22 protein-coding genes are annotated in these 21571 nt (G+C 74.9%); 14 read left to right on the forward strand and 8 right to left on the reverse strand.

All coding sequences use genetic code 11. From position 1 onward, the window contains the following. A complete protein-coding gene (locus tag FGE12_RS07755; RefSeq protein WP_153865752.1) occupies window positions 1–471 on the forward strand; it encodes a cytochrome C oxidase subunit IV family protein in 471 nt (156 codons plus the stop codon). A 144-nt stretch (window positions 472–615) separates the two neighbouring features. Here the strand turns inward: FGE12_RS07755 and FGE12_RS07760 are convergent, their stop codons facing one another. After that, window positions 616–1635, reverse strand: coding sequence for a DUF481 domain-containing protein (locus FGE12_RS07760; protein ID WP_153865753.1), 1020 nt, complete (start codon window positions 1633–1635; stop codon window positions 616–618). Between the two features lie 157 nt (window positions 1636–1792). Then, window positions 1793–2185: a nuclear transport factor 2 family protein gene (locus FGE12_RS07765; protein ID WP_153865754.1), complete on the reverse strand. Its 393-nt coding sequence runs from the start codon at window positions 2183–2185 to the stop codon at window positions 1793–1795. Between the two features lie 120 nt (window positions 2186–2305). On the opposite strand from FGE12_RS07765, the gene FGE12_RS07770 reads away from it, so the two are divergent. The 5 genes from FGE12_RS07770 to FGE12_RS07790 are packed head-to-tail and all read left to right on the forward strand — an operon-like array spanning window position 2306 to window position 7563. Next, window positions 2306–3271 (forward strand): GNAT family N-acetyltransferase, encoded by a 966-nt coding sequence (locus tag FGE12_RS07770; protein ID WP_153865755.1) that lies wholly within the window; start codon window positions 2306–2308, stop codon window positions 3269–3271. Between the two features lie 6 nt (window positions 3272–3277). Further along, window positions 3278–4423, forward strand: a complete 1146-nt coding sequence (locus FGE12_RS07775; protein WP_153865756.1) for a hypothetical protein — start codon at window positions 3278–3280, stop codon at window positions 4421–4423. 60 nt (window positions 4424–4483) lie between these two features. Further along, complete coding sequence (locus FGE12_RS07780) at window positions 4484–6256, forward strand: DEAD/DEAH box helicase (protein ID WP_228530645.1); 1773 nt, start codon at window positions 4484–4486, stop codon at window positions 6254–6256. A 13-nt stretch (window positions 6257–6269) separates the two neighbouring features. Beyond that, the gene (locus tag FGE12_RS07785; protein WP_153865758.1) at window positions 6270–6578 is read left to right on the forward strand and encodes a YkgJ family cysteine cluster protein; all 309 of its coding nucleotides are present in this window, start codon (window positions 6270–6272) and stop codon (window positions 6576–6578) included. Beyond that, on the forward strand, window positions 6568–7563 hold the full coding sequence (locus FGE12_RS07790) for a hydrolase (protein ID WP_194797687.1): 996 nt from the start codon (window positions 6568–6570) through the stop codon (window positions 7561–7563). Before FGE12_RS07785 ends, FGE12_RS07790 begins: the two co-directional genes overlap by 11 nt. A 954-nt stretch (window positions 7564–8517) precedes the next feature. On the opposite strand, the gene FGE12_RS07795 is transcribed toward FGE12_RS07790, so the two are convergent. From FGE12_RS07795 to FGE12_RS07815, 5 genes are all read right to left on the reverse strand, one after another. After that, window positions 8518–9426, reverse strand: a complete 909-nt coding sequence (locus tag FGE12_RS07795; RefSeq protein ID WP_153865760.1) for a zinc metalloprotease — start codon at window positions 9424–9426, stop codon at window positions 8518–8520. 215 nt (window positions 9427–9641) lie between these two features. Further along, entirely contained in the window at window positions 9642–10049 is a 408-nt protein-coding gene (locus FGE12_RS07800; RefSeq protein WP_153865761.1) for a response regulator, read from the reverse strand. A 68-nt stretch (window positions 10050–10117) separates the two neighbouring features. Then, complete coding sequence (locus tag FGE12_RS07805; RefSeq protein WP_153865762.1) at window positions 10118–10324, reverse strand: hypothetical protein; 207 nt, start codon at window positions 10322–10324, stop codon at window positions 10118–10120. 122 nt (window positions 10325–10446) lie between these two features. Further along, on the reverse strand, window positions 10447–11940 hold the full coding sequence (rmuC, locus tag FGE12_RS07810; protein ID WP_153865763.1) for a DNA recombination protein RmuC: 1494 nt from the start codon (window positions 11938–11940) through the stop codon (window positions 10447–10449). Between the two features lie 59 nt (window positions 11941–11999). After that, window positions 12000–13346, reverse strand: a complete 1347-nt coding sequence (locus tag FGE12_RS07815; RefSeq protein WP_370458908.1) for an MFS transporter — start codon at window positions 13344–13346, stop codon at window positions 12000–12002. A 97-nt stretch (window positions 13347–13443) separates the two neighbouring features. Here FGE12_RS07815 and FGE12_RS07820 point away from each other — a divergent pair, with 97 nt between their 5' ends. The 5 genes from FGE12_RS07820 (at window position 13444) to FGE12_RS07840 (ending at window position 18736) form a co-directional block, all read left to right on the forward strand. Beyond that, complete coding sequence (locus FGE12_RS07820) at window positions 13444–14835, forward strand: DEAD/DEAH box helicase family protein (RefSeq protein WP_153865765.1); 1392 nt, start codon at window positions 13444–13446, stop codon at window positions 14833–14835. A gap of 136 nt (window positions 14836–14971) precedes the next feature. Further along, window positions 14972–15370, forward strand: a complete 399-nt coding sequence (locus FGE12_RS07825; protein WP_153865766.1) for a YciI family protein — start codon at window positions 14972–14974, stop codon at window positions 15368–15370. A gap of 113 nt (window positions 15371–15483) precedes the next feature. Then, window positions 15484–16038 carry an ester cyclase gene (locus tag FGE12_RS07830; protein ID WP_153865767.1) on the forward strand — a complete coding sequence of 185 codons (555 nt, stop codon included), beginning with the start codon at window positions 15484–15486 and terminating at the stop codon, window positions 16036–16038. A 79-nt stretch (window positions 16039–16117) separates the two neighbouring features. Further along, window positions 16118–17311 (forward strand): DUF790 family protein, encoded by a 1194-nt coding sequence (locus FGE12_RS07835; RefSeq protein ID WP_153865768.1) that lies wholly within the window; start codon window positions 16118–16120, stop codon window positions 17309–17311. Window positions 17312–17452: 141 nt separating this feature from the next. After that, a complete protein-coding gene (locus tag FGE12_RS07840) occupies window positions 17453–18736 on the forward strand; it encodes a hypothetical protein (protein ID WP_153865769.1) in 1284 nt (427 codons plus the stop codon). 8 nt (window positions 18737–18744) lie between these two features. Here FGE12_RS07840 and FGE12_RS07845 read toward each other — a convergent pair whose 3' ends face one another. Next, window positions 18745–19152 (reverse strand): hypothetical protein, encoded by a 408-nt coding sequence (locus FGE12_RS07845; RefSeq protein ID WP_153865770.1) that lies wholly within the window; start codon window positions 19150–19152, stop codon window positions 18745–18747. 157 nt (window positions 19153–19309) lie between these two features. Between FGE12_RS07845 and FGE12_RS07850 the strand changes: the two genes are divergently transcribed. From FGE12_RS07850 to FGE12_RS07860, 3 genes are all read left to right on the forward strand, one after another. Further along, the gene (locus tag FGE12_RS07850) at window positions 19310–19852 is read left to right on the forward strand and encodes a DUF350 domain-containing protein (protein ID WP_153865771.1); all 543 of its coding nucleotides are present in this window, start codon (window positions 19310–19312) and stop codon (window positions 19850–19852) included. Beyond that, window positions 19849–20763 (forward strand): transglutaminase domain-containing protein, encoded by a 915-nt coding sequence (locus FGE12_RS07855; RefSeq protein WP_153865772.1) that lies wholly within the window; start codon window positions 19849–19851, stop codon window positions 20761–20763. The genes FGE12_RS07850 and FGE12_RS07855 overlap by 4 nt, the downstream gene beginning before the upstream one ends. A 67-nt stretch (window positions 20764–20830) precedes the next feature. Continuing rightward, window positions 20831–21457: a hypothetical protein gene (locus FGE12_RS07860; protein ID WP_153865773.1), complete on the forward strand. Its 627-nt coding sequence runs from the start codon at window positions 20831–20833 to the stop codon at window positions 21455–21457. The last annotated feature ends 114 nt before the right edge of the window (window positions 21458–21571 follow it).

Here is a 21571-nt window from a genome sequence, read left to right on the forward strand (position 1 = left end):
ATGGCGATCGCAAACGAGTCCAAGCGGGAGTCCCGCGAGATGCACCACGAGGCCCACAGCGGCCCCGCGAAGTACGTGATCATCTGGGTGGTGCTGATGGTCCTCACCGTGGTCACGGTGCTCACCGGCCGCATGCACCTGCCCAACTTCGGCCTCGCCCTGGCGCTGCTCATCGCCACGGTGAAGGGCACGCTGGTGGCGCTGTACTTCATGCACCTCGCCGAGCACCAGGGCGCCAACCGCCTCATCATCGGCGTGTCCGTGCTCTTCGTCGTGCTGCTGATGACCATGGCCCTGACCGACAGCGCCACGCGCTTCCCCCTGCAGAACGCGCAGGGCTCGCGCCTGAGCGACATGCCGGTGACCGAGGACTTCCTCAAGGCCCAGTTCCCCGAGGGGAACCAGCAGAACGAGAAGGCGGGCAGCTCCACGCATCCCAAGGAGGAGCAGGAGCCCGCGCAGGGGCACTGAGCCTCCCGCGCCACCCGTGCAGCACGCCGCGGCGCCGCGGACCGTCCCCTTCCCGGGGCAGGTCCCGGCGCCGTCGGCTTTTGGGGAGGCCCCGGGCGGAGCAGCGCCGCCGCCCTGCCCGCCAGGGCCGCCGCCCGGTGAGGCCTAGAGCCCCAGCTCCACGCCCACGCTCAGCGCGGTGTCCGTGGGGCGCTTGCCCACGGCCGGCTTGCTGTCGTGCTGCACGAGCAGGCTCGCGGTGAGCGCGAGCGAGTCGGTGAGGCCCGCGGAGAGCTTCGAGGTGCTGTTGGCCAGCACGCGCGCATCACCGATGACGTTGGGCAGGATCTCCGCCTCCTCGCGGAAGGCCACCCGCTCGCTCAGCGCGTAGCGGAACGCGATGCCCAGGCGCGGCGCTCCCAGCGTCACCCCGTCCAGGTGCTGGCGGGTGGGGTAGTACTGGAAGCGGGTCTCGCGCGCGACGCGGAACGCGAGGTCCGTGCGCAGCGCGCTCGCCCCGCCCCCCTCGCGGGTCTCGTCCCACCAGAGGATGCCGGTACCCGCCTCGCCGAAGCCGCGCGCCTCCACGCTCTTCACGTGGTCCGTCTCGGCGCCGACCAGCACGTAGCCGCTCACCACCTGGGTGAAGCGCCGGTCGCCGCGCAGCTGCGCGCCGGCCGCGAGCGCCACCGTCTGGGTGTCCCCCGTGCTCCCCGCCTGCTCCGGCAGCCGGCTCTGGCCGTACACGCCGTAGGCCTTGGCGCTGGCGATGTAGTGCTCCGTCTTGTACTCGCCGCTCGCGAGGCTGTTGAAGGTGAGCGTGGAGGAGTTGCCGGTGAGCGAGATGAGCCCGATGCCCACCGTGCCCTTCCACGGGCTCGGCTTCACCGCGGGCACCGTCGCCTCCGCGGCCGGAGAGCCCTGGGCGGGCGCCGGGGCGGCGGCAGCACCGGCCGCGCGCTGCGCCTCGACCGAGGCGGCGAGCTTCTCGGCGGCCTCGGCGAGGCGCGCGCTCGAGGCGGCGGAGCTCTCGGCGGCGGCCGCGGCACGCTCGGCGGCGGAGGCGGCGGCGCGCGCGGCCTCGGCGGAGGCGTCGGCGGCGGGGGTGGCCGCGGCCTTCGAGGTGGAGGCAGCAGGGGCCTGCGCCTGGAGCGCGGCGGCGACAAGGAGGGCGGTGTGGAGCATGGGTCCTCGGGGAGGGGGCGCGGAGGTGCGCCCGGGAAAAAAGGGCGCCACGCTGCCCGCGGCCCGCCCCGTTTTCAACTCCCACCCCACCCTTCCCATGGGTGGGCCCGCCCAGCCCCCGCCGAGCTGTTCGCTACCTGCACTTCCCTGGCGCGCCCTAGCCCCCGAAGAGGGCGTCGAAGGCGTAGGTGTCCTCGAGGAAGAGCTGCGCGCGGCGCACCAGCCCGCCGCGGAAGGTGAGCGAGAGGCAGTAGTCGCCGGCGTACTGGCGCTCGGCGAAGGTGCCGCGCGAGCGCGCGATGACCACGGCGCCCGCGTCGCTGCCCAGCACGTCCAGCACCGTGGCCTGGAAGTTCCCCAGGGTCTTGAGGCGCGCGAAGTAGTCGAGCACCGCGGCCCGGCCCCGGTGGCGGCCCGCGAGCTGGCTGCGCCCGGGCACCTCCCAGACGGCGTCCTCGGCGATGAGCCGCTCGAGGCGCGCGACGTCCGCGGCGCCGTAGGCCGCGAACAGCTCCCGCGCGAGGTGGGCGTGGGTATCGGAGAGCCTCATGCGTTGTCGTTCCCCCGTTGAATCCTGGCGGCCCCCCTCTCACGCCCGGCGCCCCCTGGCAAGGGGACCCGCTCGCGCCGCCCCCAGCTGCGCTGATGCGCGCTAACCTCCCGCCTCGCCATGCACCTCTCGCTCGCCACCGAGGCCCAGAAGCAGCAGCGCGACCGGCTCACCCACGCCGCCTGGGGCCAGACGCTCAGCGTCCCGGACTTCTGCGCCCGCGAGCTGCGCCTGCGGGCCCACCCCTGGACGGCGCGCGGGATGCAGACCTGGCTGCTCACCACCGGGGCCGGGGGCGCAGGCGAGGTGCTCGCCTCCTGCGAGACCTTCCACAACGACTCCTTCCTGCGCGGGGCCGGAGGCGCGCTGGAAGCGGGCGACAGCTGGTCCATCGCGAGCGTGTACACCGAGGAGCGGCTGCGCGGCCGCGGCTACGCCACGCGCCTCATGGACCTCGTGGCCGCGCACCTCGAGGGCCGGAGCCCGCGCGGCCACGCGGTGGTGCTCTTCTCGGACGTGGGGACCCCGCTCTACGAGCGCTCCGGCTACCGGGCCCAGGACGCCTTCGACTGGGTGCTGCCCCCCGCTCCGGGCCGCGCCGGGGAGGGCGTGGACGCGCTCGTCCAGGAGGCGGAGGCGCCCGCGGTGCTCGCGCGCATGCGCCGCCCGGACGCGCCCTTCTTCCTCTGGCCCAGCGCGGCGCAGGTGGACTGGCACCTCGAGCGCGAGCGCATCTACGCCCAGCTGCACGCGCGCGCGCGGCCCCGGGCCTGCGGGGCGCGCGTGGGGGACGCCTCGGCGCTCTGGGCGATGGTGTCCAAGAGCAACCAGCTGGTGGTGCTGATGCTCGATGCGCGAGAGCCCGCGCAGGCCCACGCGCTGCTGGGCGCGGCGCAGCGGGTGGCGCACGAGGTGGGCCTCGCGCGCGTGGTGCTCTGGGAGGAGCCGGGCACGGCGGCGCGCGTCGAGGGCGTGTCCGGCGCGCGGCGCGAAGCCCGCGAGGACTCGCTGCCCATGCTGCGCCCGCTGCGCCCGGGGCTTCCCCCCGTGCAGCAGGTCCCCTTCCCCCGCGCGCTCTGGGTCTAGCGCCGCATGGGCACGCGCACGCGCATCATCGAGGGCACCTGGCGCTGCACCTCCTGCGACACGCAGGGCATCCTCGGGCGCCACAAGAAGTGCCCCACCTGCGGCAACCCGCGCGAGGAGACGGGCGGCGAGTCCGACTTCGACTTCGGCGCGGTGGACCCCGCCACCGGCAAGAGCCTGCGCGAGGGGGTGCAGGACGCCTCGGCGCGCGAGCTCGCCGGCGCCGGCGAGGACTGGTTCTGCCCCTACTGCCAGGCCTCCAACCGCGGGGACGCGCCGCGCTGCCGCGGCTGCAACGCCGAGCGCCCCGAGGACCCGGCAGAGCGCCGCCGCGCGCGGGCGCCCTCCCCGCCGCCCCAGCCCGAGCCCGTCGCCACCGCGCCCCCGAAGAAGCGCCGCGCCGGGTGCCTCCCGGTGCTGCTGCTCCTGCTCGCGGGCTTCGGCGTCTACCGCTGGTGGGGCGGCCAGACGCACGAGGTGCGCGGCGAGGTGGCGGACCTCACCTGGACGCGCACGGTGCGCCGCGAGACCTTCCGCCCCGTGCAGCGCCAGGACTGGGAGGACGCGCTGCGCCGCCAGGCCCCGCGCATGCCGGTGCAGGGGGCAGGCGAGGTGGCAGGCGTGGCGAACGTGCGCGACTGCGTGCGCCGCCAGCGCGGCACCCGCCGGGTGGCGGACGGCACCGAGCGCGTGTGCAGCACCCGCAGCCGCAAGGTGGCCTGCGGCTCCGAGGAGCGCTGCACCCGCCGCGACAAGGGCAACGGCTTCGCCGAGGAGACCTGCCAGGACGTGACGAAGTACTGCAGCGAGTCCTACGAGGACTGCCGCGACCGCACCCGCTACCGCGAGGAGCCCGTCTACGGGCGCCAGTGCACCTACGACACCTTCGCCTGGGCGCCCTCGGACACGCGCACGCTGAGCGGCCATGCAGACGCGCCCCGCTGGCCGGAGCTCGCGGCGGGCCCCCTGGACCGGCTGCGCCGCGAGGAGGGCTACCAGGTCAGCGTGCGCTACGAGGGCAAGAAGGGCCCGCACACCCACCTGCTCGAGCCCCACGGCGAGGCCGAGTTCGGGCGTTGGCGGATGGGCGATCGCGTGCGGCTCACCGTGACAAACCTGGGCGAGGTGACGAAGGTAGACCGGGCCCCCTGACCCGAAGCCCTCCAGATGGGCCGCCTTGACGGAAGGGACCCGGTGTTAGAAGGAGGAACCTTGAGCAACGGCACTCCGTCATCCCCCACCCCCGGCGTCGGCTTCGACGCCCTCGGCATTCTCCCGCCCCTCCTGTCGGCGCTCAGCGCCCTGGGCTACGAGGAGGCCACTCCCATCCAGAGCGCGAGCATCCCCTCGCTGCTGCAGGGGCGCGACCTGCTGGGCATCGCCGCCACCGGCACCGGCAAGACGGCCGCCTTCGCGCTGCCGATGCTCCAGCGCATCGTGCCGGGCGCCGCCGAGCCCTTCAGCGCCAGCGCGCTGGTGCTGGTACCCACCCGCGAGCTCGCGATGCAGGTGGCCGAGGCGGTGCACCGCTACGGCCAGGCGCTGGGCATCCGCTGCCTGCCGCTCTACGGCGGCCAGGACATCGGCCAGCAGCTGCGCGCGCTCAAGCGCGGCATCGACGTGGTGGTGGCCACCCCGGGCCGCGCCATCGATCACCTGGGGCGCAAGACGCTCAAGCTGGACAAGGTGAAGACGGTGGTGCTCGACGAGGCGGACGAGATGCTCGACATGGGCTTCGCCGAGGACCTCGAGACGCTGCTCGACGCGACCCCCTCCGACCGCCAGACCGCTCTCTTCAGCGCCACCCTGCCGCCGCGCATCGTGGGCATCGCCGAGCGCCACCTGAAGGACCCGGTGCGCGTGAAGATCGCCAAGGAGAAGCTCGCGGCGGGCGCCATGCCCCGCGTGCGCCAGACGGCGTACATCGTGCCGCGCGCCTACAAGGCCGCCACCCTCAGCCGCGTGCTGGACGTGGAGGCGCCCACCAGCTGCATCATCTTCTGCCGCACCCGCACCGAGGTGGACGAGCTCACGGTGAGCCTCAACGCCCACGGCTGGCGCGCCCAGGCGCTGCACGGCGGCATGAGCCAGGAGCAGCGCGACCGCGTGCTGCGCCAGTTCAAGGCGCACGGCGTGGAGCTGCTGGTGGCCACGGACGTGGCGGCGCGCGGCCTGGACATCGAGAAGCTCACCCACGTGGTGAACTACGACGTGCCCAACGCCCCCGAGGCCTACGTGCACCGCATCGGGCGCACGGGGCGCGCGGGCCGTGAGGGCGTGGCCATCACGCTCGCGGAGCCCAAGGAGAGCCGCCTCCTCAAGAACATCGAGCGCGTCACCGGCCAGCGCATCGAGCTCGCGACCGTGCCCACCGTGGCGGACCTGCGCGCGCGCCGCCTCGAGCTCCTGCGCTCGAGCGTGCACGAGGTGCTCATCGCCGGCGAGCTGGACTCCTTCCGCGGCGTGGTGGAGAGCCTCTCCGCGGAGTTCGGCGCGCTGGACGTGGCGGCCGCCGCGATGAAGCTGCTGCACCAGCAGACCCAGGACGGCGCGAAGGAGGAGGACGAGCAGGACATCCCCACCGCCGCACCGGCGCCCGAGCGCGGCGAGCGGCGCACGGGCAACATGCGCGTGGGCGAGTACCCGGGCCGCGGGCCCCGCCGCCCCGAGCGCGGCACCCGCCCGGACGCGGAGGACGGCGGCGCCGAGCGCACCGGCCCGCCGCGGCGCAAGGGCCCTCCCGAGACGAACCTGGTGAAGCTCTTCGTGGGCGCCGGGCGCAAGATGGGCATGCGCCCCGCGGACCTGGTGGGCGCCATCGCCGGCGAGGCGGGCCTGCCCTCCAGCCGCATCGGCGCCATCCAGATTGCAGACGGCTACTCGCTCGTCGAGGTCCCCGACGACGCGGCGGATGCCGTGGTCAACGCGCTCAAGAGCGCCACCCTGCGCGGCAAGCGCGTGCCGGTGCGCCGCGAGCGGGGCTAGGAGCGAGGGCGCGATGGAGTGCACCTGCTGCGGAGCCTGCTGCGTCGCGCCGGACATCGCCGCGCTGGACAAGCCGCTGGGGCTGCGCTGCCCGCACCTGGGCGAGGACAACCTCTGCACGGTGTACGAGCGCAGGCCCCAGGTGTGCCGCGACTACGCGGCGGACCAGGTGTGCCGGATGATCGAGGCGCCCACGCTGGAGGAGCGCGTGCACAAGTACCTCTCGCTGTTCGGGCTCGCCGAGGAGGCGCAGGCGGTGCGCGCGAGCGGCTGCCGCACGCTCACGGCTGCGCGCAGGGTGGAGGCGCTGCGTGGGCGCTGAGCTCCCGCCGGCCTTCGAGCCCAGCGCGCCCTTCGTGCCCGCGCCCCTCCTGGGCAACCCGCACGCGCAGACCATCTTCGCCTCGGTCTTCCGCTCGAAGGACCTGCCCGAGAGCCGCCGGGAGCGCTACGAGACCCACGACGGCGACTTCGTGGACCTGGACCACTGCGAGGGCAGCCGCGCGGGCGCTCCGCACGTGGTGGTGCTGCACGGGCTGGAGGGCAGCTCACGCGCGGGCTACGTGGCGGCCGTGGTGCGCGGCGCGCACGCGCTCGGCTGGGGCGCCACTGCGCTCAACTTCCGCTCCTGCTCCGGAGAGCCGAACCGGCTCGCCCGCTCCTACCACTCGGGCGACACCGAGGATGCGCTCGAGGTGCTGCGCCGCGTGCGCGCCCAGGTGCAGGGGCCCCTCTTCGCAGTGGGCTTCTCGCTCGGGGGCAACGTGCTGCTCCGGCTGCTCGAGGAGACCGGGGACGCGGCGCCCGTGGACGCGGCCGCCGCGGTGAGCGTGCCCTACGACCTGGAGGCCTGCGCGCGGCGGATCGACGCGGGCGGCGGCATCCACCGCGTCTACCGCGAGCGCTTCCTGCGCACGCTCAAGAAGAAGGCGCGCGAGAAGGCCCGGCGCTTTCCGGGCGCCTTCGACGTCGCGGCGATGGAGCGCGCGCGCGGGCTCGTGGCTTTCGACGACGCCGTCACCGCGCCCCTGCACGGCTTCACCAGCGCGCGCGACTACTACGCGCGCGCCTCCTCGGGCCCGCACCTCGCCGCCATCCGGCGCCCCACGCTGCTGCTCAGCGCGAGCGACGATCCCATGGTGCCTCCTCCCGGCATCCCGCAGGACGCCGCGAAGAACCCGCGCCTCCGCGTCCTGAGGACCGAGCGCGGAGGCCACGTGGGCTTCGTGGGAGGCGAGCTGCACGCCCCCGACTTCTGGGCCGAGGCGCAGGTGCTGCGCTTCCTCTCCCAGCAACTCTCCGGTTGAGGTGAACCGGTCCTCGCGCTCGGACGTCCCGCGCTGAGGACCGGCCCCCCCCCTCTTCCACCCCCGGGCCGCTCGACCTGGGAGGGCCGTGCTGCGCCCTGCCCAGGGACTCGTGCCCGTCCTGCGTGCTGCGAACTGCCCCTCCCCCGTGCTGCTCACGGCCGTCCCCCCGGCCCGCCGTGTCCTGCCCCGACCCCGTCCCGCCCGTACGACCCGACTCCCCGTGCCACCCCGTGCTGCTCAGCCCAGCCCGACCCCGTCCCGCCCGTGCTGCCCCGTACCGCTGTGCTGACCCGTGCTGCCGTGCTGCCCCGTACCACTGTGCTGCCCCGTGCTGCGCGCTCCCCGTACTGCCCGCGACCGACCCCGACCCGCCCGTCCTGCGCTGCTCCCCGTGCTGCCCCGTACCGCCCTGCGACCGCCCCGACCCGCCCGTCCTACCCCGTGCTGCCGTGCTGCCCCGTGATGCCGTACCGCCCCGTGTTGCCGTACCGCCCCGTCCTGCCGTGCTGCCCCGACCCGCCCGTCCGACCCCACTGCCCTGCCCTGCCGTACTGCCCAGACTCCCGAACTGCCCCGTCCTGCCACCCCGCCCGACCCGCCCATCCTGCCGTGCTGCCCCGACCCCGTCCCGCCCGTCCTGCCCTACCGCCCCGTCCTGCCCCGACCCCGTCCCGCCCGTACCACCGTGCTGCCCCGTCCTGCCCCGTCCCGCCCGTCCTGCGTGCTGACGTGGCGCTGCCTTAGCAGGCGGCGTGCCGCGCCCTCGCGGTCAAGAAATCTCCTGCGGCGGCGGGCACTTGGCGCATGTACCCCTTCCGGGTGGGTGCGGGTGCCCCCCGCCTGGCGGAAATAATTAGCGTGCCGTGCGGGGCGCCCCGGAGCGCCCTACCGGAAGTGGGAAAACTCTTTCCACTCCCGCCCGCGCGGCACGCGGGCGCATCGGCCTGCGGACTAGAGGCTCGGTCGGTACGTGGACACGGCCCAGGCCATGCGCGCGGCCTGGTCGCCCGTGAACTCGTTCATGCAGGCGTCGTCCGTGTAGTCCATGTAGTTGCTCGTCGGGTCCAGCCCGGGGCTCGGGCAGGTGTCGCGGCCCACGGGGCAGCCGAAGGCGGGCGAGGCCTCCGCGGGCGTGTCGTCGCAGAAGTCGCCGTCGCCGGTGCACCCGCCCTCGAAGGTGTGCGCGAGTCCGAGGTAGTGCCCCACCTCGTGCGTCGCCGTGCGGCCGAGGTTGTACGGCGCTGCGCTTCCGCCCGGCAGCGAGCTGTAGAGGATGACCACGCCGTGCATGTAGTTCGTCTCCTCGAAGCTCCACGGGTAGTACGCGAAGCCGAGCAGCCCCTTGGAGAGGTTCGTCGTGTAGATGTTGAGCGTGTGCGCCGGGTCGGTCGCGAGCGCCTTCTTCATCTGCCGCTCGTCGCCGCTGCCGCCGTTGAGCTTGAACCAGGCGTCGTTCGCCGTGCGCGTCACCACCGCCTTGCGGAAGCTGAAGCCGAAGGTCGCGTAGTCCTGGTTGAGCACCTGGATCTGCGCGTCCAGCTGGCGCTCGGGCACGTTGCCCTCGCCGCTCGAGGAGGTGACGACGTGGAAGGCCACGTCGATGCTCTTCGTGCGCGAGGAGCTCTTGAGCTGCGCGAGCACCCGCGCGTCCGGGCGCCGCGACTTCGCCGCCGGCCCGAAGTCCACCGCCCCGCAGTGGCCGCTCGCCGTCGCGAGCAGCGCCTCCAGGTTGCCCACCGCCTCCACCTCGGCGTCCGCCGCGGCCTCCGCCGGCGAGCCCTCGCCCGAGGTGGGGCCGCACGCCGCGAGCCCCAGCGCCACCGCGGCCCACAGTCCGACCGTTCCCCATCGCATCGTCATGTCCCCTCCCACTGCCGTGAAGCGCTGCAGGCCCGGGCGGCGCGCGCCGCGCACGTCTCCCGGCCGGCGCTGTGCGCTGGGCAGCGCCGGACCCAGGCGAGGGTCTACGGCGCGCGCGGGCGCTGCGGCAGCGGGGCGCTCCCGCAGGACGAGGGGGCTGTCCTGCCGCGGGCAGCTTCGGCGCGAGGGGATGTCCTTCAGCGAGCGCCCGGCGCTCAGGCCTGGCCCACCGGCGGGCGCAGGATGCGCAGCAGCGAGGTGGACAGCACGTCGTGCAGCGCCTGCTGCAGCGCGGAGAGCAGCTGGCGCAGCTCGTCGGGAGAGGAGGCGCCCACCTCCTCGACGCGCTCCTGCACGCCCTCCGTCACGCGCAGCCTTCCGGGCAGCAGCGAGATGACCGGCAGGCGCGGCTGGCGGCGGCGCAGCAGCCCGAGGAAGAGCGGGTCGTCCTCGCCGGGGCGCCGCAGGTCCACGATGACGAGCGCGGGCAGCTGCACGGCCATCGCCGCGAAGGCCTCGTCCCCATCCGCCACCGCCTGCAGCACCAGCCCCGGCTCCGCGAGCATGCGCGCGAGCAGCACCCGCGAGGGGGGGTGGGGGCTGACGATGAGGACGCGGCGCATCACCGCGCAAAGATAAGACGGCCCCGGGCCCTGCGCAGCCCGGCCCCGGAGCGCGTGAGGGGCGCCCCCTAGCGCGCGGGGAGCAGGTTGCGGCGGGCGAGCACGATGTCCAGGTAGCGGCTCGTGCTGCTGCGGGGGGCGAACCACATCCGCACCTCCCCCGCCCGGTCCGTGGGCTCGGCGCCCTCGCGCACCTCGGTGGCGCGCGGGCCCATCGCGCGAGGCTCGTGACCCGGGTCCTGCGTGCTGCTGGGCAGCGGCTGTGGCATCTGCATGTCCCCCCTGCGGGAAGCCCCCTGGGCCTCCCTGTCGCGCACCTGCTCCGGACCTCCCGGCCAGCCCGAGCGCTGACGGCCACTCTAGCGGGCCGCGCGCCCCCTCACAACCCAATCCCGCCTTAACGCCCGAGAGCAGGAATTCCCGACGGCGGTGGGACCGCCTCCGGGCCCGGGGACGCGAGCGGGAGCGGCGCCTGCTCGAGCTCGGGAGCGCGCAGGGGGCGGGTCACCGCGTCCACCGGCAGCAGCGCCGGCAGCTCCTCGCCCCCCGCGGCCCCCAGGTCGCGGAAGCGCCGCGCGCCGGGCAGCACCCGGCTCTCCAGCGAGCCCACCGCCTCGTTGTACGCGCCCACCGAGCGGTCGAGGCTGCGGCCCAGCTCGCTGAAGTGGCGCGCCAGGGTGCGCACGCGCTCGTAGAGGCCGCGGCCCAGCTCGCGGATCTCCGCCGCGTTCTCCGCCACGCGCTCCTGGCGCCAGCCGTACGCCACCGCGCGCAGCAGCGCGATGAGCGTGGTGGGCGTGGCGAGGATGACCTGGCGGTCCACTCCGGCCTCGATGAGGCCGGGGTCGTGCTCCAGCGCAGCAGAGAAGAAGGTCTCTCCGGGCAGGAACATCACCACGAACTCCGGCGTGGCCTCGAACTGCTCCCAGTAGGCCTTGTCCCCGAGCTGCTTGAGGTGCGCGCGCAGCTGCCCCGCGTGCTCGCGCAGCTTCGCCACGCGCGCGCCCTCCTCCTTCGCCTCGAGCGCCTGCAGGTAGGCCTGCAGCGGAGCCTTGGAGTCCACGACGACGCACTTGCCGCCGGGCAGGCGCACCACCAGGTCCGGCCGCAGCGCGCCGCGCTCGCCCGTGCGCTGCTCCTGCTGCACGAAGTCGCAGGCCTCCACCATCCCGGCCATCTCCACCACGCGCCGCAGCTGGATCTCCCCCCAGCGACCGCGCGCGTTGGGGGCCTTGAGCGCGCCCACCAGGCTCGCCGTCTCGGCGCGCAGCGCGTCCTGGGTCAGCGCGAGCGACTGCAGCTGCTGGGCGAGGCTGCCGTAGGCCTGGGCGCGCGCCGTCTCCAGCTGCCCCACGTGCTGGTCCACCTTGTCGAGGCTCTCGCGCAGCGGCTTCACCAGCGCCTCGATGGCCTCCTGGCGCCGCCCGAGCTCGCCGGCCGCGCCCTCGTTGAAGCGCGCGAGCTGCACCTGGGCGAGCTCGAGGAAGGCCTGCGCGTTGCTCTGCAGCGCGTCCGCCGAGAGCGCGCGGAAGGCCTGCTGCAGCTCGGCGCGCGCCTGGGTGAGCAGCTGCAGCTTCTCCTCCATCCCCCGCCGCTCCTCGGCCTGGGCGGAGAGGGCCGCGCTCAGGCGCACCTCGAGCCTGCCGGCCTCCGCCTGGAGTCCCTCCGCGCGCCGGCGCTCGGCGTCCAGCGCGCGCCGCGCCTCGAGCAGCTCCGCCTCCCGCCCGCGCAGCCGCTCGGCCACCGTGGCGCGCTCGGCGTCCGCGCGCGCCCGCTCGAGCGCCGCGGCCTGCAGCGCGCGCGGGCGCAGCAGCAGGAACGCGAGGCCCGCGCCGAGCAGCGCGCCTGCGAGGAGACCGAAGAGACCGAGCGCGACGCCGAGCGTGTCCATGCAGGGCCGCATCCTCGGCGGCCAGGCTGACATCCGCCAGCGCTCGCGGCGCCGCGGCCTCAGGGGTCCTGCGCCGCGCCCTCCACCAGCTCCTTCCCCCGCAGCTCCGGCAGGAGCAGGGTGCCCGCCACCGCGACGCCGAAGAGCAGCGCGAAGCTGCCGAAGGCGGCCGGGACGCCGCCCCACGCGAGCAGCGGAGGCACCGACAGGGGCGCGAGGATGGAGGCGATGCGCCCGAAGCCCGCCGCCCAGCCGCTGCCCGTCGCGCGCACCTCGGTGGGGTACACCTCGGGCGTCGCCGCGTAGAGCGCGCCCCAGGCCCCCAGGTTGAAGAAGGAGAGGAGCACGCCGGCGGCGAGCAGCGTGGCCCCGGTGTGCGCGGCGGCGAAGAACAGCGCGGAGCCGGCGCTGCCCACGAGGAAGGTGGTGAGCGTGGGGCGGCGCCCCCAGCGCTCGATGAGCCATGCCGCCACCGCGTAGCCCGGCAGCTGCGCCAGGGTCATCAGCAGGGTGAACTCGAAGGAGCGCACCATGGAGAACCCGCGCTGGACGAGCAGCGTGGGCAGCCAGATGAAGGCGCCGTAGTACGCGAAGTTGATGCCGAACCAGATGAGCCAGAGCGCCAGCGTGCGCCGGCGGAACGGGGTGCGCCACAGCGCCGCGAGCCCCACGGCCGGCGCGGCCGGCTCGGCCACGGGGGCCGCGCTGCTGCGGGCCTCTGGAGAGGCCTGCCCCGCCGAGGCCTCCAGCCTGCGCACCACGGCCTCCGCCTCGGCGTGGCGCCCGCGCCGCTCGAGGTAGCGCACGGACTCCGGAAGCGAGCGGCGCACCACCACCGAGTAGAGCGCGGGCAGGGCGCCCACCCCCAGCGCCCAGCGCCAGCCCTCCGCCGAGCGCGAGACGACGAAGGTGCCGACCAGCGCGGCGAGGATCCACCCCGCGGCCCAGAAGGCCTCGAGCAGCACCACGAGCCGACCGCGGATGCGCGCGGGGGCGAACTCGCTCACCAGGGTGGCCGCGACGGGCAGCTCCGCGCCCAGCCCCAGCCCGATGAAGAAGCGCAGGGCGAGCAGCATCTCCACCGAGGTGGACGCGGCCGCGAGCGCCGTGGCGAGCCCGTAGACGAGCAGCGTGCCGGCGAAGACGAAGCGGCGGCCGAAGCGGTCCGCGAGGCTGCCGCCCACGCTCGCCCCCAGCGCCATCCCGATGAAGCCCACCGCCCCCACCCACGCGAGCGTCCCGGGAGCCAGGCCCCACTGCCGCGCGAGCGCCGGCATGATGAAGGACACCAGCCCCACGTCCATCGCGTCCATCGCCCAGCCCAGCCCCGAGACGAGGAGGAAGGTGCGGTGCAGGGGGGTGAAGGGCAGGCGGTCGAGCCGCTCGAGGCGCGAGGGAGTGCTCACGCGCGGGGAGCGTAGTCGCCCCGCTCTGCCGGGCCGAGCGGGCTCCCGACCGGAAGTGCCCCAACCAACGCCTGCGGGACTAGAGTCCTCGCGCCCCATGTCCCTCCCGCCGCCCAGCGAGCGCCTCGAGCTGCACTTCGACGGGGGCACCCTCGTGGCCCCGGTGCTTCCGGCGGACGCCGTGCTCGCGCGCCTCTTCCAGCGCGACCCGCGCACCGGCGTGCACCGCGCCCCGGCCTACCTCTACCGGGATGCGGTGCTGCGCCTGCGCGCGCTGGGGCTGCCCTTCGAGGACCGGGCGCGGCGCTTCGAGCCCCTGCCGCTCGCGCTCACCCAGCCCGTGGCGCCCTACCCCCACCAGGCCGCGGCGCTCGAGGCGTGGAAGCGCGCCGGAGGCCGGGGACTGGTGGAGCTGCCCACGGGCGCCGGCAAGACGCTGCTCGCGGTGCTCGCCATCGCGCACGTGCAGCGCCCCACGCTGGTGGTGGTGCCCACGCTGGACCTGATGGCCCAGTGGCAGGGCGTGCTGCAGAAGCACTTCGCGCAGCCCGTGGGGATGCTCGGCGGCGGCGTGAGCGACCGGCAGCCCCTCACCGTCACCACCTACGACTCGGCGGCGCTGCAGACGGAGTTCCACGGCAACCGCTTCGGGCTGCTCGTCTGCGACGAGTGCCACCACCTGCCCGCCCCCAGCTACCGCTTCGTCGCCGAGGGCTCGCTCGCCCCGTACCGCCTGGGGCTCAGCGCCACGCTCGCGCGTACGGACGGCGGCGAGCGCGTGTGCGAGGAGCTGCTCGGGCCGCTCGTGCACCGCTCGGAGATCACCGAGCTGCAGGGGCAGTACCTCGCCCCGTACGAAGTGCGGCGCGTGGAGGTCGCGCTCGAGCCGGAGGAGCAGCTGCTGCACGACGCGGCCCGCGCGCGCTACCTCGCCTTCGTGCGCAAGAGCGGCGTGCACTTCGGAAGCCCCGACGGCTGGGCGCACTTCCTCGCCGAGAGCCAGCGCAGCGAGGAGGGACGTGCGGCGCTGCGCGCCTACCGCGAGCAGCGCCGCATCGCGCTCACCTCGCGCGCGAAGGTGGCGGTGCTCTGGCGGCTCCTGCTCGAGCACCGCGACGAGCGCACCCTCGTCTTCACCGACGACAACGACACGGTCTACACGCTGGCGCGCGCACTGCTCCTGCCCGCGCTCACCCACCACACGCCGGTGCCGGAGCGCAAAGCGCTGCTCGCCGCATTCGCGAGCGGCGAGCTGCCCGTGCTGCTCACCAGCCGCGTGCTCAACGAGGGCGTGGACGTGCCGGAGGCGCGCGTGGGCGTGGTGCTCAGCGGCAGCGGCAGCGTGCGCGAGCACGTGCAGCGCCTCGGGCGCATCCTGCGCAAGAGCCCGGGAAAGCGCGCCCTGCTCTACGAGGTGTGCAGCGCGCAGACGGCCGAGAGCGGCATCAGCGAGCGGCGCCGCCAGCACCGCGCGTACGGGGCAGACTGACGCGCCCCTCGCCTCCCCGCCCTCCGGGCCGGCGCCCCTGCAGCCCCGCACTCACAGTGCGCGCCTCCGGGCCTCGCGGGCGCTCGCGCTTGGCGCCTGCCGCCGCCCGATGCGATGTTCCCGTCCGGAGGTATTCATGGCGTACATGCTGCTGATGGTCGAGCCGCGCGGGCAGCGGCACACCCGCACGCCCGAGGAGGGCCGCGAGGTCTACGCGCGGATGGTGCGCTGGGGCGAGAACCTCAAGGCCCGCGGGCTGCTCATCGCGAGCGAGTCGCTCTCCCTGGAGGACACCCCGCGCGTGCGCGTGCGCGCGGGCAAGGCCCAGGTGGTCGACGGCCCCTTCGCCGAGGCGAAGGAGATGGTGGGCGGCTTCTTCCACGTGGCCTGCAACACGCGCGAGGAGGCGCTCGCGCTCGCCGCCGAGTGCCCCGCAGCCGAGTGGTGCGACGTGGAGGTGCGCAGCCTCATGCCCTGCTACGAGGACGCCGAGGCCCTGAAGGCCGCGCCGCAGCGCCTCGCCAGCAAGGGCTGAGGCGCGCACTCGCCCGCGCGCACGGGGCTGGAGCGGGCCGCGCGGTGTGGACCCGGGTCCACCGTCCGCATCGCCCCGAGGCACCCCAGATTGCGGGCCTCTGGGGGTGTGCCATGGAGACGTCGCGAGCGCAGCGCCGGCTGCAGAGGGTGGAGGAGCACGTGCGCCAGGAGAACGCGCACGACCTCGACGGGCTGATGGCCACCTTCGGCTCGGACGGCTTCTACGACGACGAGCCCTGGAGCGAGCACCACGCGGGGCTCGCCGGCGTGCGCAGCTACTACCGCGACCTGCTGCGGGCCTCGCCCGACTTCCACATCGAGGTGAAGCAGCGCCACGTGACCGAGGAGGCCGTCATCCTCGAGGTGCAGCTGAGCGGCACCCACCAGGGCGCCTGGCGCGGGCTGCCCGCCACCGGCCGCGCCTTCAGCTTCCCGCTCTGCGCCGTCTTCACCTTCGACGCCGAGGACCGGCTCGCGGGCGAGAAGATCTACTACGACCGCGTCACCGTGCTGCGCCAGCTCGGCGTGCTCTCCGAGCCCACCAGCCTCAGCGGCCGCATGGGTGCGCTGCTCATGCACCCGGTGACGGTGGTCTCGGCGCTGCTCCACCTGCGCCACGGCGTCCGCCGGCCGCTGCAGCTGCCCGCGCAGTCGCCGCGCGCCTGAAGCGCGGGCGGGGTGGCGCGGGCGGGGAATTCCCGCTACTGCTCGGACCCCTGCACGCCATGCCTCCCCTCTCCTCTCCATGCTGACGCGCGAGCTGCTGCTCTTCCGCACGCGCGAGGGGCGCCTGCGCCCGAGCTTCGTGAGCCGCGAGGACCCCGCGCTGCTCGCGCTCGCCGAGAGCCTGCGCGCCGAGCTGCAGGACGCCGTGGGGCGCACGCGCGAGGACCTCGAGGAGGCGCTCGCCCTGCACGCAGGCGCGTGGAAGCGGCCCCGGGTGGCGCGCGGCCTCGTGAAGCTGCTGCTGGACCGCATGGACTTCGGCGAGCCCGAGCCCGCGGTGGCCGAGGCGCGGATGGACGCCCTGCGCACCGCCGCGCGCGTGCTGCGCAGCCTTCCCCCCGCGGCGACCCAGGACCAGTACGCCGCGGCCCTCGCCGCCGCGCTCCCCGCGCCCCTCGCGCAGGTGCGCGAGGGGCTCTACGCGGACCTGCCCCCGCAGCGCCGCCTCGTCGCGCTCGAGGTACCCGAAGCGGGCGAGCTGCTGGACCGCTACAACCTCGCGCTCGCCCAGGGCCACCTCCTCGGCGCGCGCCGCCTGCACCTGCGCGCCCGCGCCCCCGAACTGCTGCGCGTGCGCAAGGTGCTGCGCTGGCTCAAGTTCTGCCGCCTCGTGGCCAGCGTGCACCGCGAGGACGAGGACTGGGAGCTCAGCGTGGAGGGCCCCGCGGCGATGCTCTCGCTGCAGAAGAAGTACGGCCTGCAGCTCGCGAGCTTCCTCACCGCCGTGCCCCTGCTGCAGCGCTGGGAGCTGCGCGCGGAGGTGAGTACGGGGCGCAAGAGCGTCACGCTGGTGCTCGACCACAAGGACCCGCTCGTCTCCCCGCACGCGGGCAGCGCGCTCGGCCACGTGCCCGAGGAGGTGCAGGCGCTCGCGCACGCGCTGGAGGAGGCGCAGGACTGGGAGCTGGACCTCACCCCGCTGCCGCGCCACACCGGCGCCTCGGGGCTGTGCGTGCCGGACCTCACCCTGCGCCACCGCCGCAGCGGGCGCACCGTGGCGCTCGAGCTGTTCCACGCGTGGCACGCGGGCGCCCTGCGCCGGCGGCTGGAGGAGCTGCGCGCGCGGCCCGACCCGGAGCTGCTGCTGGGCGTGGAGCGCGCGCTGCTGAAGGACAGCGCCGAGCGGGAGGCGCTCGAGGCCCACCCCCAGGTGCTGCTGTTCCGCGGCTTTCCCAGCGCGAAGCGCGTGCTGGCGTGGCTGGACGCCCGCTGAGGGCGTCCGGCGCGGTGGATCCCCATCCGCGCGCCGGAGGACGGGTCACCTTCGTTCCCGAGCAATTCGGGCCCCTTCCATCAGGCATGTCCGCTGCTCCGGGCGCTGCGCTCACCCGCACGCCCGCCCGAAGGAGGCGCCATGCCCCGCATCACCCCGCTCCCGCTGCAGGACGTCCGCTACGAGCCGCTCGAGCCCGAGCTCGCCCCCGACGTCCCTCCCGACGCGCGCACCGCGCGGCGTGAGCGCGCCAGCATCGTGCACCTCTCGCTCAACCCGGACGGCCTCTACGAGGCGCGGGCGCTCGCCGAGCGCACCCCCGTGTACGCCATCCACAACGCGCCCGAGCCCGGGGCCCTCACCCTGCCGGGCCCCGACGGCCGCCCCCTGCACTTCGAGCTCACCACGCGCGGGGGCGTCGACGCGTTCGCCGCCACGCTCCCCCTGCCGCCCGCGCAGCAGGCCGCGGTGGCCGCGACGCTGGCCCAGGGCGATGTGCTCATCCGCGACGAGCTCGCCCAGCTCGCGCTGCTCTGGTCGCGCGCGGAGGGCGGCGCGCCCCTGCCCTCGCGTCTCGTGCTCTCCGGGCACGGCTACTCGGCAGCGCTGGTGGGCGAGGACAACGGGCGGCTTCCCTGGGAGCTGCTCGCCTCGCTCGCCCATGCGCTGCCGCGCGCGGCAGCGCAGATCCAGGACGTGCACCTGGCCGGCTGCAACACCGCGGGGCCGCACGCGCTCGGCGTGCTGCGCGAGGCCTTTCCCCAGCTGCGCAGCCTCTGGGCCTACGCGGGCACCGCCCCGGGCGCGGTGAGCGGCGCCGCGACGCACCAGCTGCGCTGGGAGAGGGCCACGCGCGAGGGAGGCGAGCCCACGCGCGAGGCCGCGGCCCACACCCGCCTGGGCGAGAGCGTGGCGGTGTGGACGGCGGCGCACGGCTACGACGACGGGCGGGCGCCCGAGCCGCTCTCCCAGGTGCGCGAGCGCGTGCAGCTGCTCTCGGTGGTGCTCGAGTGGGCGGACGGCGGCGGCCTCGAGGTGCCCGACCCGCAGCGCGGCCCCCTGCGCGACTTCTACGACGCGCTCAGCGCGCTGCTGCGCCACCCGGAGCTGCCCGCGGCCGAGCGGCCTGCGCTCGAGGCCCAGCGCGACCGCGCGCTGCGGCTGCTCTACTTCGAGGCGCGGGTGACGGGCGCCTTCGCGCGCACGCACGCCCAGGCGCTGCAGCAGGGCTACGCGAGCCTCGGGCTCGCGGCGCCGGACTTCGCCCACCTCTCGCGGCGCGACGCGCTGTGGGAGGTGGACCGCTTCTGCGAGGCAGCCGCGGCGCGCCAGCCTCTGCCGGAGCCGGCGCGCGCGCTGCTGCCCTTGCTGGTGCGCGGCCTGCGCAACCTGGAGCCCGGCTTCGTGCCGGACGCCTGGTTGTAGGCCGTGAGCTAGTGCGCCGCCGCGGCCGCGGTGGCCGCCGGCTCGCCGCCCAGCTGGTACATGAGGGTGCAGGGACCCTGGCCGCCGCCGATGGCCGCGCACAGGTGCTCGCCCTCGGCGAGCTTGAACTGGTGCGCGTGCGAGACGTCCTTCGCGCCGTCGGGCTTGGTGCCCGGGCAGATGGCGGTGGTGCTCACGTACATGGAGAGCGAGCCCTCCTTGCAGCTCTGCTTCACGTCCGTCAGCGTCGCCGCGCCGGCGAGGATGTGGTCCCAGGTGGCGCCGGTGGTGCGGGTGGAGACCAGGCGCTCCTTGGCGCCGGGCGCGCTGTTGCCGCCGGAGGAGCCGCCGCCCGTGGCGCAGCCGGCGCCGAGCAGCAGGGTGCAGCCCAACAGCATCGAAGAGAGCTTCCGCATCGTGAGGTGTCCTTGAGGGGGTTGTGTGCGCGCGCGAGGGGCGCGCGAGCGCTCCTTCTAGCCGGATGCAGGCGCGCAGGGGAGCAATCCCGTACGCCGCGCCGCGTCGCCATTCTCCCGCGCGGGTCACCGGAGCGTGTAGGGTGCGCCCTCGCCCATGAACTTCACGCTCGTTGCACTCGGCCTGGTCAAGGTGGCCTTCGGCGGTGCGGTCGCCGCGGTCGGCATCCTGCTCGCGTTCCGCGGCCTCAACCGCATCCTCGGCACGGACCCGGTGGGTGACCTGCGCTCGGGCAACACGGCCGCGGGGCTGGTGCACGCGGCGAGCCTGCTCGCGCTGGGGCTCCTGGTGCACAACGCCGTGCAGGCCACCTTCGACGCGGTGGACCTGACCTTCCGCGCGCCGCCCCTGCCCTGGGGGCAGGTGCCGCGGCTCTTCCTCTTCGCGCTGCTGCACGTGACGGTGTCCCTGGGCGTGGGCACGGGCGTGCTGGGCGCGGGCGTGCTGCTCTTCGACCGGATGACGCCGGGCCTGGACGAGCTCGCCGAGGTGCGCCGCGGCAACGTCGCATGCGCGCTGCTGCTCTCGGCCATCCTCGTGGTGCTCGCGCTGCTCACCGGCCCCGGCCTGCAGGCGGCGCTGGACGGCCTCATCCCCTTCCCGCACCTGCCGCCCAACACCTACGTCTCGCCCCGGTGAAGCTGCTGCTCCAGTGGGCCCTGGGCCTGTGCGCGCTCGCCGCGCTCCTGTTCTGCCTCCTGGCGGGGACCTTCAACTGGGATGCGCTGCGCGTGGCGCTGTGGCCCCTGCCGCTGCCTGAGCCCGCCCCGGCTCCGACGACGAACCTGGGCGTGGTGCTGCTGCCTCCCCAGACGCCGCCCGAGGCCGCGCGCCACTACGACTGGCGCGCCGCGGCGCTGCGCCCCTCGGACTACCAGGTGGGCTACGGCTTGAGCGCCGCCATGGCGCAGCACTACGCGCGCGGGCTGCAGGACTACGCCGCCGAGCTGCACTACCGAAGCCTCGCCGAGGACCGCTTCAGCTTCCGCGCGCCGCCCGGCTGCGAGCGCCTGCCGATGGCCTGCGTGTACCAGGAGCTGATGCGCAGCAACGCGAAGGCGGTGCACGCGCTGGGGGAGCGCTTCGCCGCGCGCGTGCGCTCCGAACACCTGAGCGCGCCCGAGGCCGCCGAGCTCGTCATCACCTTCGTGCAGCGCATCCACTACGACGTGCCGCGCGAGCAGCCCTTCGGCGTGCTGCCGCCCGCGCTGGTGCCCGCGCAGGACCGCGGCGACTGCGACTCCAAGGCGCTGCTCGCCGCCATGCTGCTGCGCCAGCTGGGCATCGACGCGGTGGTGCTCTCCAGCGAGCAGCTGGGGCACGCCGCCGTGGGGGTGGGGCTGCCCGGCCCGGGCACGCAGCTCGAGCTCGCCGGGCGCCGCTACCGCTACGCCGAGGTCACCGCGGAGGGCTGGCCCATCGGGATGGTGCCGCCCAAGTACGACCTGCCGCGGCTGTGGACGCCGATGCCGGTGGACCCGCGCGTGAGCCCCCTGGGGGCCTCGCCGGGCGAGTCCGCGCAGGACGCGGCCGACCGGCTCGCGCCTTGAGGTAGACAAAGGTGCGACACGGGTTTTTCTTGTCCCGCAAAGCAGGCGAGCCCTAGCTTGCCCGCCCATGAACACTCGCACTGCCCTCCTCGTCGCAGCCCTGCTCGGCGCCACCTCCGCTCTCGCGGAGACGCCCATGAGCGCCACCCACCTCAGCCTGCTCTCCGGCGCCTCCGAGGCGCAGGGGTACGCGGCCACCGGCACCACGCACGCTACGCGCGGCACCGGCCACCTCTTCCTGGGCGGCTACGTCGGCCTGCTCACCAACAGTGGCACGGTGCCGAACCTCGGCATCGAGCTGGCGGGCCCCATCCCCGCCGCGCTGCCCAACAACCTCCACCTCGAGTGGACCGGCGCGCTGGACACCTGGTTCGACAGCGGGGGCGGAGCCTCGGTCTTCAACCTCAGCCTCATCCCCGGCGGGCGCATCGTGATTCCCCTCATCCCCGAGGTGCTGCTGCACGGTGACCTCGGCATCGGGCTCGGCTTCACGCACGTCTCGCTGGACACGGGCTTCGCCGGCTTCGACGGCAGCAGCACGGACGTGAGCCTGGTGTTCCGCATCGCCGCGGGCGCCATCATCCCGCTCACCGACCGCGTGCGCCTGGACGTGGCGCCGCTGGGCCTGCAGACCTATACGACCGGCGGCACGGGCTTCTCCATGCGCGTCGGCCTCTCGGTCGCGCTGGACTAGTCGCTCCCGCTGGCCCGTTGAGCTCCATGGAAGGCCCGCCTGGCGTGCCTTCCATGGCGCTTCGCTTGCCGTTGCTGCTCGCGTTGGCGCTGGGGTCCCTCTCCGCACGCCAGG

The organism is Aggregicoccus sp. 17bor-14 (assembly GCF_009659535.1).
Lineage (GTDB): Bacteria > Myxococcota > Myxococcia > Myxococcales > Myxococcaceae > Aggregicoccus.

What these genes read in the sequence shown, in the direction of transcription:
- FGE12_RS07760 (WP_153865753.1), bottom strand. Translation starts at nt 1,635, where the DNA reads ATGCTCCACACCGCCCTCCTTGTCGCCGCCGCGCTCCAGGCGCAGGCC.
- FGE12_RS07800 (WP_153865761.1), bottom strand. Translation starts at nt 10,049, where the DNA reads ATGCGCCGCGTCCTCATCGTCAGCCCCCACCCCCCCTCGCGGGTGCTG.
- rmuC (WP_153865763.1), bottom strand. Translation starts at nt 11,940, where the DNA reads ATGGACACGCTCGGCGTCGCGCTCGGTCTCTTCGGTCTCCTCGCAGGC.
- FGE12_RS07765 (WP_153865754.1), bottom strand. Translation starts at nt 2,185, where the DNA reads ATGAGGCTCTCCGATACCCACGCCCACCTCGCGCGGGAGCTGTTCGCG.
- FGE12_RS07770 (WP_153865755.1), top strand. Translation starts at nt 2,306, where the DNA reads ATGCACCTCTCGCTCGCCACCGAGGCCCAGAAGCAGCAGCGCGACCGG.
- FGE12_RS07795 (WP_153865760.1), bottom strand. Translation starts at nt 9,426, where the DNA reads ATGACGATGCGATGGGGAACGGTCGGACTGTGGGCCGCGGTGGCGCTG.
- FGE12_RS07785 (WP_153865758.1), top strand. Translation starts at nt 6,270, where the DNA reads ATGGAGTGCACCTGCTGCGGAGCCTGCTGCGTCGCGCCGGACATCGCC.
- FGE12_RS07825 (WP_153865766.1), top strand. Translation starts at nt 14,972, where the DNA reads ATGGCGTACATGCTGCTGATGGTCGAGCCGCGCGGGCAGCGGCACACC.
- FGE12_RS07755 (WP_153865752.1), top strand. Translation starts at nt 1, where the DNA reads ATGGCGATCGCAAACGAGTCCAAGCGGGAGTCCCGCGAGATGCACCAC.
- FGE12_RS07820 (WP_153865765.1), top strand. Translation starts at nt 13,444, where the DNA reads ATGTCCCTCCCGCCGCCCAGCGAGCGCCTCGAGCTGCACTTCGACGGG.
- FGE12_RS07835 (WP_153865768.1), top strand. Translation starts at nt 16,118, where the DNA reads ATGCTGACGCGCGAGCTGCTGCTCTTCCGCACGCGCGAGGGGCGCCTG.
- FGE12_RS07860 (WP_153865773.1), top strand. Translation starts at nt 20,831, where the DNA reads ATGAACACTCGCACTGCCCTCCTCGTCGCAGCCCTGCTCGGCGCCACC.
- FGE12_RS07845 (WP_153865770.1), bottom strand. Translation starts at nt 19,152, where the DNA reads ATGCGGAAGCTCTCTTCGATGCTGTTGGGCTGCACCCTGCTGCTCGGC.
- FGE12_RS07775 (WP_153865756.1), top strand. Translation starts at nt 3,278, where the DNA reads ATGGGCACGCGCACGCGCATCATCGAGGGCACCTGGCGCTGCACCTCC.
- FGE12_RS07850 (WP_153865771.1), top strand. Translation starts at nt 19,310, where the DNA reads ATGAACTTCACGCTCGTTGCACTCGGCCTGGTCAAGGTGGCCTTCGGC.
- FGE12_RS07805 (WP_153865762.1), bottom strand. Translation starts at nt 10,324, where the DNA reads ATGCAGATGCCACAGCCGCTGCCCAGCAGCACGCAGGACCCGGGTCAC.
- FGE12_RS07840 (WP_153865769.1), top strand. Translation starts at nt 17,453, where the DNA reads ATGCCCCGCATCACCCCGCTCCCGCTGCAGGACGTCCGCTACGAGCCG.
- FGE12_RS07830 (WP_153865767.1), top strand. Translation starts at nt 15,484, where the DNA reads ATGGAGACGTCGCGAGCGCAGCGCCGGCTGCAGAGGGTGGAGGAGCAC.